The sequence below is a fragment of the Cupriavidus mimosae genome (assembly GCF_023952485.1).
GTDB classification, from domain to species: Bacteria; Pseudomonadota; Gammaproteobacteria; order Burkholderiales; family Burkholderiaceae; genus Cupriavidus; species Cupriavidus taiwanensis_C.
The window spans coordinates 238318-251175 of the sequence record NZ_JALHRY010000002.1 but is presented as its reverse complement, the minus strand read 5'-3'; the positions used below and the strand labels follow the sequence as shown (position 1 = coordinate 251175).

The 12858-nt window shown below is 65.6% G+C and carries 10 protein-coding genes and 2 pseudogenes; 4 read left to right on the top strand and 8 right to left on the bottom strand.

Annotation, left to right across the window (positions count from 1 at the left end; translation table 11 throughout):
- Positions 1 to 19 precede the first annotated feature (19 nt).
- Positions 20 to 606, top strand: a pseudogene (locus tag MKD50_RS30805) (IS110 family transposase); the annotation flags it as partial.
- Positions 607 to 657: 51 nt separating this feature from the next.
- On the opposite strand, the pseudogene MKD50_RS05165 reads toward MKD50_RS30805, so the two are convergent.
- The 6 genes and pseudogenes from MKD50_RS05165 to MKD50_RS05145 all read right to left on the bottom strand — a co-directional run.
- A pseudogene (locus MKD50_RS05165) lies at positions 658 to 818 on the bottom strand (IS256 family transposase); the annotation flags it as partial.
- A complete protein-coding gene (locus MKD50_RS30725) occupies positions 752 to 1099 on the bottom strand; it encodes a SymE family type I addiction module toxin (protein ID WP_371925286.1) in 348 nt (115 codons plus the stop codon). The pseudogene MKD50_RS05165 and the gene MKD50_RS30725, both read right to left, overlap by 67 nt.
- 305 nt (positions 1100 to 1404) lie before the next feature.
- Positions 1405 to 2655: a lipopolysaccharide biosynthesis protein gene (locus MKD50_RS05160; RefSeq protein WP_252666574.1), complete on the bottom strand. Its 1251-nt coding sequence runs from the start codon at positions 2653 to 2655 to the stop codon at positions 1405 to 1407.
- Positions 2655 to 3788, bottom strand: a complete 1134-nt coding sequence (locus tag MKD50_RS05155) for a glycosyltransferase (protein WP_252666573.1) — start codon at positions 3786 to 3788, stop codon at positions 2655 to 2657. Before MKD50_RS05155 ends, MKD50_RS05160 begins: the two co-directional genes overlap by 1 nt.
- A complete protein-coding gene (locus MKD50_RS05150; protein WP_240072491.1) occupies positions 3788 to 5107 on the bottom strand; it encodes a sugar transferase in 1320 nt (439 codons plus the stop codon). The genes MKD50_RS05155 and MKD50_RS05150 overlap by 1 nt, the downstream gene beginning before the upstream one ends.
- Positions 5104 to 6246: a glycosyltransferase family 4 protein gene (locus MKD50_RS05145; protein WP_252666572.1), complete on the bottom strand. Its 1143-nt coding sequence runs from the start codon at positions 6244 to 6246 to the stop codon at positions 5104 to 5106. Before MKD50_RS05145 ends, MKD50_RS05150 begins: the two co-directional genes overlap by 4 nt.
- A 243-nt stretch (positions 6247 to 6489) precedes the next feature.
- On the opposite strand from MKD50_RS05145, the gene MKD50_RS05140 reads away from it, so the two are divergent.
- From MKD50_RS05140 to waaA, 3 genes are read left to right on the top strand one after another with little or no spacing between them, the layout of a single operon-like run.
- Complete coding sequence (locus MKD50_RS05140) at positions 6490 to 7875, top strand: phosphomannomutase/phosphoglucomutase (RefSeq protein WP_252666571.1); 1386 nt, start codon at positions 6490 to 6492, stop codon at positions 7873 to 7875.
- Positions 7856 to 8962, top strand: a complete 1107-nt coding sequence (waaC, locus tag MKD50_RS05135; protein WP_252666570.1) for a lipopolysaccharide heptosyltransferase I — start codon at positions 7856 to 7858, stop codon at positions 8960 to 8962. The genes MKD50_RS05140 and waaC overlap by 20 nt, the downstream gene beginning before the upstream one ends.
- Positions 8962 to 10251 (top strand): lipid IV(A) 3-deoxy-D-manno-octulosonic acid transferase, encoded by a 1290-nt coding sequence (waaA, locus tag MKD50_RS05130; protein WP_252666569.1) that lies wholly within the window; start codon positions 8962 to 8964, stop codon positions 10249 to 10251. The genes waaC and waaA overlap by 1 nt, the downstream gene beginning before the upstream one ends.
- Before the next feature lie 7 nt (positions 10252 to 10258).
- Here the strand turns inward: waaA and MKD50_RS05125 are convergent, their stop codons facing one another.
- Entirely contained in the window at positions 10259 to 11350 is a 1092-nt protein-coding gene (locus MKD50_RS05125) for a glycosyltransferase family 4 protein (protein ID WP_252666568.1), read from the bottom strand.
- Entirely contained in the window at positions 11347 to 12600 is a 1254-nt protein-coding gene (locus MKD50_RS05120; RefSeq protein WP_252666567.1) for an O-antigen ligase family protein, read from the bottom strand. Before MKD50_RS05120 ends, MKD50_RS05125 begins: the two co-directional genes overlap by 4 nt.
- Positions 12601 to 12858: the final 258 nt, after the last annotated feature.

The window sequence follows — 12858 nt, the reverse complement described above, 5'->3', positions numbered from 1 at the left end:
AGTTTGGAAAATAGACTAGCAAGTCCGTCTTATTGCGGAAGCCCGCGTCAAGACGGATAAGATCGATGCGGGGATCCTCGCGCAACTCTATGCTAGTGGCTTCCTGCCCGAGGTCTGGACTTCCGACGAGGCCACACAGCGATGCGGCGGCAGGTGTCGCGCCGCACCCGGATCGTGCGGCAGCGGACGCGGCTCAAGAATGAGATATCCTTTCTCATCGACCGGTGTTCCGCGACAGACCTGAATTAGCAAGAAAGGGCGGGGTGGCGGAGCCTGCGGCCGCTACCTACAAACGAACGCATCGGGATCGAGCCGTGGATACATGCGCTTGGCCGGCTGGCAGATAATCTGCAGGAAATTGAGCGCGTCCTGGCGCAATCCGCTATCCAAGACGACAGGCTGCGCAAGGCGCCGACATCACCGGCATCAACACCACGGTGGCAATCGGCTTGCTCTAGGCCATCGGCGATATCGCCCGCCCTCGCGCGCCGGAGAACTTGGTCAGCTACTTTGGCCTCAATCCGTCGATCTACAAATCTAGCTTGCAAGCAGCAAAACGCGACACATCAGCAGCGCGGACGTTCCTATGAGCGTGCCAAGGCTGTCTAGGCCGCAGCGCAAACGGCCGGGCCCCGTCCGAGCCTTCTTCCTACGTGTCCCCAAGACGCCTTCGATCAGAGCCTTCGTGAAAGCCATTGAGCTGTCCTGGACCGCCTCGGCAGTCATCGGAGTCCCTTTACAAAATGGGCGATCAGGTCCTCGGAAATGGTCGGCAGGTCACGATCGGCGGCCTGGCTCGTCGTGGTTCTACGTGGCATGACATGCTCCTTGGCGATGTTATGCCCCAACACACAAAATTTTTGACAGGCCTTGGCTCGGTACTATGCAAGCCACAAATAACAACTTGCCCTTGCCGTACCTCGACCTTTATCGACCGCCCGATGGCAAACCCGGCCTCCTCCAGCCAGACCCCTTTCAACCGAATCCAAGGTACGGCCCGTAACCCACTAAAGCCGTTATTCTTGGCGCACCGAACCGGAAGGTATGTGCGCCCAGTGGTAAGGGTGCGCACTTGAGAGCAAGCAGATTTCTCCGTCATAGCCAACTCCTGAGAGATGTCACTTCGCTCCTAGTCATGGGGCAGCCGGGTACTTGACCACCGCTCGTAGACGGCCCGCATCCTTTCCCTTCCGGGTCTTGTATCAATGCGCGCTACCCGGCCAAAGCGGAGCTTTGGCTGTTACGTAACCACGACTGTCGAGTGTGGTTGAGTCGCTACGAGAGGTGTGGTCAGCACCGCCGTCAACACTACGCGTCAGCGAGACTCGGGAGAATGAGATAACGCTAAGAACTTCAAAAGGCTACGCTGGTAGGCATGGGTGACCACGCCCGGTGAAGCTTGGCCTATGCAGACGCAACCGCCGTCGCAGTCCGCGCCCGAAGTGCCAAAGCCAATCCAAATAGCAATGCCACGGCATTGCCCACCGCATAGCCAAGCACTGCCCCGCGTGTACCCAAACGCGGTACCGCAATAAGGTCGACAATAACCGTCGTAGTCAGCACCAGCCCCCACTTCATCGCCACCCACCTCGGCTTGCGCAGGAACACGGGCAACAGACTCAAACCGACATCCGCAAAAACAAGAGTGGATGCCAGCGCCGCAAGCCGCAGCAGCACGACCGTCTCACCAAATGCTTGCCCGTACAGCAACGCAACGACCCATTCCGCAGACAGCGCCAGAATGAGTGCACCGCATAGGCCGATTGCCGTCATGCCGCCCGCCACGCGAAGTACGTTTCTTCTGGCAGCCTCGGCCGATTGCTGGCCAAACACATACATCGGCGCAATGCCTGCGGCAAGAATGGTGGCGACTGTCGTAAAGTTGTCCAGCACTTGCATCGTCGCCGCATAGGCCCCCAGTTCCGCTAGCGGCACAAGCGGCTTGAGAATTAACTGGTCGGCACGCCGGGCACACACCATCAGCATAAAGCTCACCCAGAACAGCGTCCCATCACGTACCAGGTCGCGGGTCAGCGACGCGTCCCGGGTTGGTACGGTACGCGGCGCGCGTGACATGTAGTACCAGGCTAACAACGCAGCGGCAATCAGCGGTTCGATGGCAAAGGCTGTCGCATACGCAGGCAAGAAATTGACGCCAGTAAAGAACAGCGCGCCGATCAGAGCGACCTTCGCAGCCATTGCAATGAGGTTGAAGACCACGTTCGGCCGGTTATGCGTACGCGCCTGCATCCATGCGATGACCACGCCGAATGGTTCGCGAAGCATGATGGCTGTGCCGAGGATGGCTGCAGGTATCCACGTGTCTGCCGGCTGTTGTGTGAATGCAAGGTAGGCGCACATCAGTGCGTAACCGGCTATGCCTGCGGACATGCGAATCGCAAAGGCGTGGGCGAGCAGCGCGTGCGTTGCTTCTGGATCCGGCCGCGTCACCAACCTCGGCACCACCACCTCCGCCGAACAAAGCAACGGTATCGACGCCGCAATAAACACCAGCGACTGCGCATACTGGAAATGCGCGAATCCTTCGGTGCCCAGCGCCCGCGCCAGCATAGCCACCACGCCGATGCCCACGACCACCTGCAAGCCACGGTCGGCCAGCAGCCAGAGCAGGTTGCCCGCGACTTTGCGGCGCATCAGGGTTGCTTCCTCAGGCTACGGTATTGCGCCAGCCATTGCCGCGCCACACCGTTCACGTCGAAATGGCCGACAATCCGCTGGCGGCGACGGTCGCGTTCAAAGTCGGTGCCGGGCAGGCTTGCGATGGCGTTGCGCAGGGCGCTCGCCAGGGCGTGCGGATTTTCCGTAGGGGTCAGCGTGGCGGTGTCTCCCGCCAGTTCGGCCACGCCTGCCGCGGCGGTCGCCACGACCGGCAGCCCGCTAGCCAGCGCTTCTCCCACTGCCAGCGGCATGCCTTCGATACGCGAAGACAGCACGAAGACATCGGCGGCGCGCAGCAGCTCCGGGATGTCCGTCCTGGCGCCGGCCAACAGTACGGCATGATTCAGCCCGTGCCGGGCGACCCGATGCGCCAGTTCATCGCGCAACGGACCATCTCCGGCAATCATGAGCCGTGCCTTGGGCATGTCGCGGCTGAGCTCGGCGAAGGCCTCGATCAGCATGGCCTGGTCCTTTTCCGGTACCAGCCTGCCGACGTTGAGGACCAGCACGCCGTCGGCGCCCAGGCCGAGGTCGCGTCGGGCCAGTTCGCGCGAAGCCTGGTCCGGGCGAAAGCGGCCGGTATCGATGCCGTTCGGCATCACGATCACACGCCCGTCCGGCACGGCGCCGCTGGCCACCATCGCCAGGCGGCCGGCGTCGCTGACGTGGGTCGTCAGGGCGCACCAGCGGTCCGTGACGCGGTAGGCGAGGGCGCGCAGGCGGCCGCCTTCGCGTGCGCTGTGCGCCGAGCAGATGACTGGCGGCATGCGTCCCGTCCTGGACAGCACCCGTGCGAACAGATTGGCGTGGACCATATGGGCGTGGATAACATCCGGGCGCCATTGCTGCACGAGCAGCCGGGCCTTGCGCAGGGCCGCCAGCATCGACAGCGGGGTCTTGCGCATGTCCAGTTCGGTGACGTGGATGGCGGCAGGCAAGTCGATCTCCTGCCCCTGCGTCAGGCTGAGGATGGCGACCTCGTTGCCCAGTGCCAGGAAGGCGCGCGCCAGCGCCGCGATCTGCTGCTCGGCGCCGCCCAGCTTGAGGCCAGTGGTGATGACAAGGATGCGCAATGGCGCCGGCGCGGCAGTCTCGTCGACGCTGCCCATCAGCGGGCTCCGTAACCGGTCGCGAGGGTCCTGAGCGTCTTCACCCCGATCAGCAAATCCAGTGCCAGCGAACAATGCTTGACGTAGTACAGGTCATAGCTGAGCTTGGTCACAGTCTCTTCATGGCTGCCGGCATAACCTTGCTGCACCTGCGCCCAGCCGGAGAGGCCGGGCCGCACCAGGTGCCGGTACGGGTAATAGGGAATGGTCTCGGAAAACCGGTCGACCATGGGCGCCTGCTCCGGCCGCGGCCCGATCAGGCTCATATGCCCGAGCAGCACGTTCCACAGCTGCGGAATCTCGTCCAGGCGGTACTTGCGGATAATGCGCCCGACCCGCGTCACGCGCGGATCGCGGCGTGTCGCGAACAGGGCGGGCGCGCTGGCGTCGACGCCCATGCTGCGGAACTTGAGCATGACGAAGGGCTTGCCGAACAGGCCCACGCGTTCTTGCCGGAAGATGGCGCCGCCAGGCGTTTCGAGTCGGATGGCGAGTGCGACGGCGAGTCCCAGCGGCACGGCCAGCGGTGCCAGGCAGGCGACGGCCACGATATCGATCGCGCGCTTCAGGTAGCCATAGAGGTAGTGCGCGGCGTAGTCGTCCAGGAAGTTCTCGTCGATATGCGCCAGGCCGACGCGGCCGGTCAGCATTTCGCCGACGCGCTCGACCGAGTACATGCGGACATGGCTCATCTTGTAGTGCGCGAGCAGCCGCGTGCGTTCGGGGTCGCCGGTGGCGCTGCGCTCTACCATCAGGCCGTCGAAGTGCCTGGCGTCCTCCAGCGAGCCCACCGGTTCAAAGCGGATGCGCGCCGGCGCCGCGGCGCCGGGCATGGCGAGGATGGCGTCCAGCTGCGCCAGCGTACCCGGATCGGTATAGCCGAACAGCGGCACGTAGTTCTGCACGAAGCGTCGATAGCCGGTCCAGAGCCACGCCAGTGTGATCAGGTAGGACAGCAGCAGCGCGCCGCGCGAGTATTCGATATGGAAGGCGGCAAACACAAAAAGCAGGCCACAGAACGGCAGCGTCGCGGCAAGTCCGGCCAGGCTGTTGCCTTCCATCGCCGGCAGGTGCAGCGAGCGATGCAGCAGCATGAACGCGACCAAGTACGGCACGACGGACCATAGCAGGGTGCGCGTGAACACGTAGGTCACGATGCCGGCGCGGTGGGCCATTTCGGCGCCGACCGCGCTGAGCGCGAACAGCGCCAGGCCGAGCACCGCCCAGGCCACCATCCGGCTGACGCGGCGCACGGTCTCCGAGCCGCCGGTGCGCATGCGCAGGGCGCGGTGCCGCATGCTGTCGGCCTTGATGGTCATGACGTCGGCACCCGCGCGGCGCGGGGCGTTTGGGCGAGAGCGTCGCGGTAGACGGACCAGGTGGCGTCGGTCATGCGTTCCAGGCCATAGCATTGCTCCCAGCGCTGGCGCGCGCCATGGCCAAGCGCCGCACGCAGGGCGCTGTCGTCGGCAAGGCGGCGCAGCGCTGCGGCGAACGCATGCTCGTCATCGTGATCGACCAGCAGCCCGTGCCGGTTGTCTTCGATCTGTTCACGAATGCCAGGCAGGTTTGAGGCGACTACCGGCAGTCCGGCACGCATCGCCTCGAGCACGGACAGCGGAAAGCCTTCGTGGTCCGACGCCAGCACAAAGGCCTGCGCCGAAGCCAGCAGCGCCGGTACTGCGGTGACGTTGCCGGGAAACTCCACGCGCCCCGGTGCAAGCTGTTGCGCCAGCTGCTGCATGGCGTGCCGCTGCGGACCGTCTCCGACCAGGGTCAGTACGCACGACTCCAGCCCTGCGCGCGCGAACGCGCGGATCGCCGCGTCCGGGCGCTTGGGCGCGGCAAAGCGCGCGACCATCACAATCCTTCGCAGGGGGGCTTGCGGGTCGGCGCGATGGGGTGCATCGGGGATGCCGTTGGGAATGACCGTGATGCGTTCGGCGGCAAGCGGAAGCGATCGGGCCAGTTGTCGTTCCGCTTGCGCGACGCAGATTACGCGCGCGGCCAGCGGTGCCAGCAGCCATTCCGCCACGCGCGCGGCCAGGCGCTGGCGGGGTGGGGCTTCGGCCTTGAAGGCAAAGCCGTGAACGGTATAGACCACGGGTATGCCGAGTAACAGTCCGGCGATGCGGCCCAGGGCGCCTGCCTTGGCGCTGTGGGCATGGATCAGGTCCGGCGCGGCGTGTTTCAATGCCCCGACCAGTTCACGCAAGGCATGGATGGCGCGCCAGGGCGACAGGGCATTGTCCAGCCGTGTCAGCCGGATGGTCTGCGCGCCGGTGCGTGCGGCGATCTCGAAGAGGGGGCCTTCGCCGCCCGCCAGCAGCACGGTATCCGCCTTGCCGGCCGTCGACCGCAGCAGGTCGGCGACATGCGACTGCGCGCCGCCGATCTCCGCATTGGTGATCAGGTAGGCAATGCGAGGTCGGGACGACGGTTGCGCGGATGGCTTCAAGGCTGTGTACGTTTCGTGACGGATCGGGTCCGCCGCGGGTGCCGCGGCAGGACAAAATACCCCTGAGCGCTGGGCAGGGCACCGCCGGATGTAGGACAGACTCCGAAAATTGTGTCCATCCGTGATAATGCGGCGATTATACCGCCCGGGCCCGCCGCAATCCGGCAAAATAGCTGCCTTTGGGGCGCCGCATCGGCCTGCTGGCAAGGTGTGGCGCGGACGACAAGCAACTCAGGACCTTACATGCAAATCGATCCTTCCATCTTCAAAGCCTATGACATTCGCGGCATCGTGGGCAAAACGCTCACCCGCGACGTCGCGCGCCAGATCGGCTTGTCGTTCGGCTCCGCCGCCATGGAGCTTGGCGAGACTTCCATCGCCGTCGGCCGTGACGGCCGGCTGTCCGGCCCGGACCTGATCGGTGGCCTGGTCGAGGGCCTGCGCGCCACCGGGCTGGACGTGCTGGACCTGGGCATGGTGGCGACGCCGATGGTCTATTTCGCAACCAATATCGAGATCGACGGCGTCCGACCCACCTCGGGCATCATGGTCACCGGCAGCCATAACCCGCCCGACTACAACGGCTTCAAGATGGTGCTGGCGGGCCGGGCCATCTACGGCGAGCAGATCCAGGATTTGCGCAAGCGGATCGAGGCGGGGGCGTTCACCCAGGGCGCTGGCGCGTACAAGGAAGTCGATGTGCGCCAGAAGTACCTCGATCGCATCCTTGGCGATATCAAGCTGTCCCGGCCGATGAAGATTGCACTCGATGCCGGCAATGGCGTGGCCGGTGCCTTTGTCGGCGATCTGTTCCGCGGCCTGGGCTGTGAAGTGGTCGAGCTGTTCTGCGAGGTCGACGGCAACTTCCCCAACCACCATCCCGATCCCGCGCATATCGAAAACCTGCAGGACCTGATGAAGACCCTGCGCGAGACCGACTGCGAGCTGGGCCTGGCCTTCGACGGCGACGGCGACCGCCTGGGCGTGGTGACCAAGGACGGACAGGTGATCTTCCCGGACCGCCAGCTAATGCTGTTCGCCGAGGAAATCCTGTCGCGCAATCCCGGTGCGCAGGTGATCTACGACGTCAAGTGCACCGGCAAGCTGGCCCCGTGGATCCGCCAGCACGGCGGCGAGCCGCTGATGTGGAAGACCGGCCATTCGCTGGTGAAGGCCAAGCTGAAGGAAACTGGCGCGCCGATCGCCGGTGAAATGAGCGGCCATGTCTTCTTCAAGGACCGCTGGTACGGTTTTGACGATGGCCTGTACACCGGCGCGCGGCTGCTGGAAATCCTGTCGCGCCATGCCGATCCCAGCGCCGTGCTGAACGCGCTGCCGAACGCCAACAACACCCCTGAACTGCAACTGAAGTGCGCCGAGGGCGAGCCCTTCACGCTGCTCGACAAGATCCGGGCCAACGCCAGGTTCGACGGCGCGCGCGAAGTGATCACCATCGACGGCGTGCGGGTGGAATATGCCGACGGCTTTGGCCTGGCGCGTCCGTCCAATACCACGCCGGTGGTGGTGATGCGTTTCGAAGCGGACAACGACGCCGCGCTGGCGCGCATCCAGGCAGAGTTCAAGCGCGTGATCCTCGCCGAGAAGCCGGATGCTCAGCTCCCGTTCTGAGGGCGCGACGGTGCCTGAGGCATCGTCTGACGCGGCCGGTGTGGCACTGCCCATGCCGGCCGCGGTGCCTTTTGCGCTGCCGGAGCGGCCGCGCATCCTGCTGGTCAAGGTATCGTCGCTCGGCGATGTGGTGCACAACATGCCGCTGGTGCACGACTTGCGCGCGCAGTGGCCGGGCGCCGAGATCGACTGGGTCGTCGAAGAAGGCTACGTTGAGCTGGTACGCCTGCTGCCCGAGGTGCGCCGCGTGATCCCGTTTGCGCTGCGGCGCTGGCGCAAGCAACTTCTGGGCGGCGGCACCTGGCGCGAGATCGGCGCGGTGCGCGACGCCTTGCGCCAGGAGCGCTATGACGCCGTGATCGAAAGCCAGGGCTTGCTCAAGACCGCGGTGGTGGCGCGCGTTGCCGCGCGCGCGCCGGGCGCGCCCATCATCGGGCTTGGCAACGCGACGCAGGGCTCGGGCTATGAGCCGGCGGCGCGGCTGCTTTATACCGATCCGGTATCGGTGCCGCGCCAGACCCATTCGGTGCGGCGCTCGCGCTTGCTCGGCGCAGCGCTGACCGGGACCGCGCCGGCGGAGCCGCCGTTGTTTTTCGGAGAGGCCGCGCGGACCCTGTCCGTCGACGATCCGCTATGGGCGGATTTGCCGGCGCGCTATGCCGTGTGCTTCCATGCGACCGCGGGGGCGCGCAAGAAATGGGCGCTGCAGAACTGGCACGCGCTGGGCGAGCGTCTGGATCAAGAAGGCCTGGTGATGCTGTTGCCATGGGGCAATGACAAGGAACGCCAGGCTGCCGAAGCCATTGCTGCGGGCGTGCCGCGGGCCAAGGTGTTGCCGCGCTTTTCCGTGATGCAGGGCTTTGGCCTGATCAATCGCGCCGAGGTCGTGATCGGCGTGGATACCGGGCTGGTCCATATCGCCGCGGCGCTGTGCCGGCCCACGGTGGAAATCTATACCGCTACCTGGCGCTGGAAGACCGAAGGCTATTGGTCGGAGCGCATTGCCAATGTCGGCGACGACGGCGTGGTGCCCTCGGTCGATGAAGTCTACGAGGCGGCTTGCCGCGTGCGCGGAGTGGCTGCCTGATGTTGCGTCTCCTGTACAGCTTGTTGTGGGTGGTGGTGCTGCCGCTGGCGCTGCTGCGCCTGGCCTGGCGCGCGCGCAAGGAGCCGGGCTACCTGCAGCATGTCGGCGAACGCCTCGGGGCCTATGGCGGCCTGCCGAAGCCGGGGCCGTGGCTATGGGTCCACGCCGTGTCGGTGGGCGAGACCCGCGCCGCCCAGCCGCTGGTCGAGGCGCTGCTGGCCGCGCATCCCCATCACCGCCTGCTGCTGACGCACATGACGCCAACCGGTCGCCAGACCGGCGCGCAGTTGTTTGGCAAGGAGCCGCGCGTGGTCCAGTGCTACCTGCCGTACGACCTGCCGTGGCTGGTGCGGCGGTTCATGCGGTATTTCCGGCCGCAGGTGGGCATGCTGATGGAGACCGAGGTGTGGCCGAACCTGGTGCATGGGGCGCGCAAGGCAGGCGTGCCGCTGTACCTCGTCAACGCCCGTTTGTCGCCGCGCAGCTACCGGCGCACGGCCCGCTTCGGACGCGCCGCGGCGGCGATGTACCGCGACTTTGCCGGCGTGCTGGCACAGACGGCGGGCGATGCCGAGCGCTTTCGCGCACTGGGTGTGCCGGCGGTGCAGATCACCGGCAACCTCAAGTTCGACATGCAGCCCGCGCCGGCCGGCGTGGCGCTGGGCGCGCAGCTGCGCCAGGCCTTCGGCGCGCGCGCGGTGCTGGCGGCGGCCAGTACGCGCGAGGGCGAAGAGGCGATGCTGCTCGACGCCTTCTCGCGCTGGGAGTCCCTGGCGCCAGGCGTGCCCCGGCCGGCGCTGCTGCTGATTCCGCGCCACCCGCAGCGTTTCGATGAAGTGGCCGCGATGGCGGCGCGGACCGGGTTTTCGGTCGAACGCCGCAGCAATCTGGATCTCGATCGCGTGCGGTCGCCGCTGACGGCCGACATCGTGCTGGGCGATTCGATGGGCGAGATGGCGATGTACTTCGCCGCGTCGGACCTGGCGTTTATCGGCGGCAGCCTGTTGCCGCTGGGCGGGCAGAACCTGATCGAAGCCTGCGCTGTCGGCACCCCGGTTCTGATCGGGCCGCATACCTTCAACTTTGCGCAAGCGACCGAGGATGCGATTGCCGCGGGCGCGTGCCTGCCTGTCGACAATGCCGACGTGCTGATGCGTACCGCGGCCAGCGTGCTGGCAGATCCGGCGCGCCTGGCCGAGATGCGTGCGCATGCGCAGACTTTTTCGGGCTTGCATCGCGGCGCCACCGTGCGCACCCTGGCGGCCGTTGCACCAACGTTGGAAGGCTGACTGAAGATTAGCTCGGCGCCCTGACCAGGGCGTCCCATTGTTGCGCAATGTGTTCCAGCGCGAACCGGCTGGCTTTCTGGCGGCCGCTGGCGCCGAGCCTTGCTGCCAGTTCCGGTTGGCGGATCACGGCCAGCAGCGCCTGGGCCAAGGCATCGGCGTCGTCGATGGCAACCACCAGCGCGTCGTGGCCCGGATCCAGCAATTCACGCGGGCCGGTCTCGCAATCGGTTGATACGATCGGCAGCCCGAAGGCCATCGCTTCGATCAGCACCAGCCCGAAGCCCTCGTAGCGCGAACTCAGGCAGAACACCGAGGCGTTGCCATAGGTTTGCACGGGGTCATCGCAGATGCCGGGCAGGCTGGCGCTGCCTTCCAGTTCCAGTTCCCGGATCGATGCCGCCAGCGCGGGGCGCTCCTCGCCTTCGCCATGGATCACCAACTGCCATTGCGGCGCCTGTGCCGCCACGATCTTCCAGGCGCGCAGCAGCACATCGAAACCCTTGGCCGGGACCAGCCGTCCCATGGCCAGCACCGTCCTTTGCGTGCGTGGCGCCGGCGCCTCCGGCAACGCAAACGGCAGCGGGTTCGGCAGGCACACGACCTCGCTGCGCGGCCGCAGGGTTTCCAGCCAGCGGCTGCGGTCGCGCTCCGTCAGTACCACCACCTGGCGGCAGAACCGCGCCGCCAGCCGGCGCGCCAGCTTGCGTGCGGGCTTGCCGAGATCCTCGTCGAAATGACAGTGCTCCCAGGCGATATGGTGCAGGCCCAGGCCGAGCGTGGCAGGCAGCACGAACAGTTCCAGCATGGGGTCCACCTGCACCAGGACATCGATGCGATGCGCAATGCAGTGCCGGCGGATGCCGGCAACGGTGGCGAAATAGGCGCGCTTGAAAGAAGGGCGTTGCGCGAACACCGCTTCATGGCGCACCTCGGGGTGCAATGGAAACTGGCTGGACCGGTCCCAAAGGCTAAGGACGGTGACGCAGTGTCCCAGCGCAGCCAGCGCGTTGGCGATGGTGGCGGTCATCCGCTCCGCGCCGGCCATCGCATTCAGGGTGCCGGTCAGGAAGCAGATATGGCGCCGCGAGTCTGGGTTCAAGGCGTTGCCGGTGCCGGCAGTTTGCTTTGGCGCGCGACGACGTAGGCAAAGCAAAACGCCATGACCAGGCTATAGAAGGCATTGACCAGCGTCGTGGCGAACATGACTTCGGTCAGCCCGAACACCATGAAGCCGCAGCACAGCGCCAGGCCCATGGCGCTGGCGACCCGGGTGCCGCGGTCGGTTCCGCGCAGGTGGCGCAAAAAGAAGACGGCGGGCACAAGGTACAGCGCAAGGATCGCCAGCAATCCAGGAATGCCGAGCGTCGCCGCGGCATGCAGCAGTTCATTGTGAGAATGCGGCATGGTCGCCGCCAGCGGCGTAATCACATGCTGTGTGGCAAGGGTCTGCAGGGTCGTTTCGAAGTGTTCCGGTCCGACGCCGGTCCAGGGGTGGGCCTGGAACAGTTCAAGCGACGCGCGCCAGAGCTGAAGGCGAACTCCGATCGAAGTGTCCGACGTTACATGCTGAACAAATTGAGACAGTTCCGATACAACCGCAGCCGTCCTCTGCTGCACGATAGCGCTGCTGAACCACCCCAGCGCCATCAGTCCCGCCAGCCCCGCCAGCACTCCGGCCTTGTGCAGTCGCGTCAACCTGCGCGAGGCCGCCAATGCGATCAGTGCCAGCACCGGAATGGCCAGCCATCCGCCCCGCGTACCGCTCATGTATGACGCATACAGGCCCGCGAAGCCGGCCAGCAGTTTCAGGCCGGCCAGCCAGTGATCACCGGGGCGGTTCCAGCCGATCGAGATCACGGCGAGCATGCCGGTCAGCAGGGCGAGATTGCCGAAGGGAATGACATTGGAGAAGCCGACATGGCTGGGGCGGCCTGCTGCGGCCACTTCGTGCAGCCACAAGGCGGATATCAGCGCACAGCCCACGAAGCCCCACTGGATGCTCTGCATGCCGCGTCGGCCCAGACGCAGCATGCCAGGGACCAGAAGGATGAACAGCGCAAAACGCAGGTAAAGATAGGGCACATGCGGGTCTTCGGCCCCGGTCAGCAGTTGCTGGACCAGCACGGCCAGCGGCAGCGCCGCCATTGCCAGCATGAAGGGCCAATACCGGCGCAGGATCGCGCCGTATTCGGCCAGTGCGGCGCGGCCGCCTGCCACCAGTGCAATGGCGCTCCATCCCAGCAACAGCCCGAAGCAGGTGTTGCTGAGCGACGGCTTGACGAACATCAGCGCGGGAAACGCAGCCAGGACAACACAGGCGCTCAGGTACAGAGCTTTGTCGATCCCCAACGGTAGGGATCCTTGCAATCTCGTCATCAAGAGCATGGAGAAAGGTTTCCGGAGGAAGGTGGTGCATGGGAGATGCGTGCCGTTCCGTCCGTCTTATTATTGTCGCCGTCTCCTGAGGAGCGGTGCCCGGCGCCGGCATTGCGGCTCGGGGCGAAGCGATTATATCGGATGGCCACGGTGGCATTTCCAGGAGTCCTGCATCCTATCCGGCTGGGCGTGTCGACCCGTTACAGGATGTATGTGGAGGGTCGGGCGCTT

What these genes read in the sequence shown, in the direction of transcription:
- MKD50_RS05160 (WP_252666574.1), bottom strand. Translation starts at nt 2,655, where the DNA reads ATGCGCCGCAAAGTCGCGGGCAACCTGCTCTGGCTGCTGGCCGACCGT.
- MKD50_RS05155 (WP_252666573.1), bottom strand. Translation starts at nt 3,788, where the DNA reads ATGGGCAGCGTCGACGAGACTGCCGCGCCGGCGCCATTGCGCATCCTT.
- MKD50_RS30725 (WP_371925286.1), bottom strand. Translation starts at nt 1,099, where the DNA reads ATGACGGAGAAATCTGCTTGCTCTCAAGTGCGCACCCTTACCACTGGG.
- waaC (WP_252666570.1), top strand. Translation starts at nt 7,856, where the DNA reads ATGCTCAGCTCCCGTTCTGAGGGCGCGACGGTGCCTGAGGCATCGTCT.
- waaA (WP_252666569.1), top strand. Translation starts at nt 8,962, where the DNA reads ATGTTGCGTCTCCTGTACAGCTTGTTGTGGGTGGTGGTGCTGCCGCTG.
- MKD50_RS05140 (WP_252666571.1), top strand. Translation starts at nt 6,490, where the DNA reads ATGCAAATCGATCCTTCCATCTTCAAAGCCTATGACATTCGCGGCATC.
- MKD50_RS05150 (WP_240072491.1), bottom strand. Translation starts at nt 5,107, where the DNA reads ATGACCATCAAGGCCGACAGCATGCGGCACCGCGCCCTGCGCATGCGC.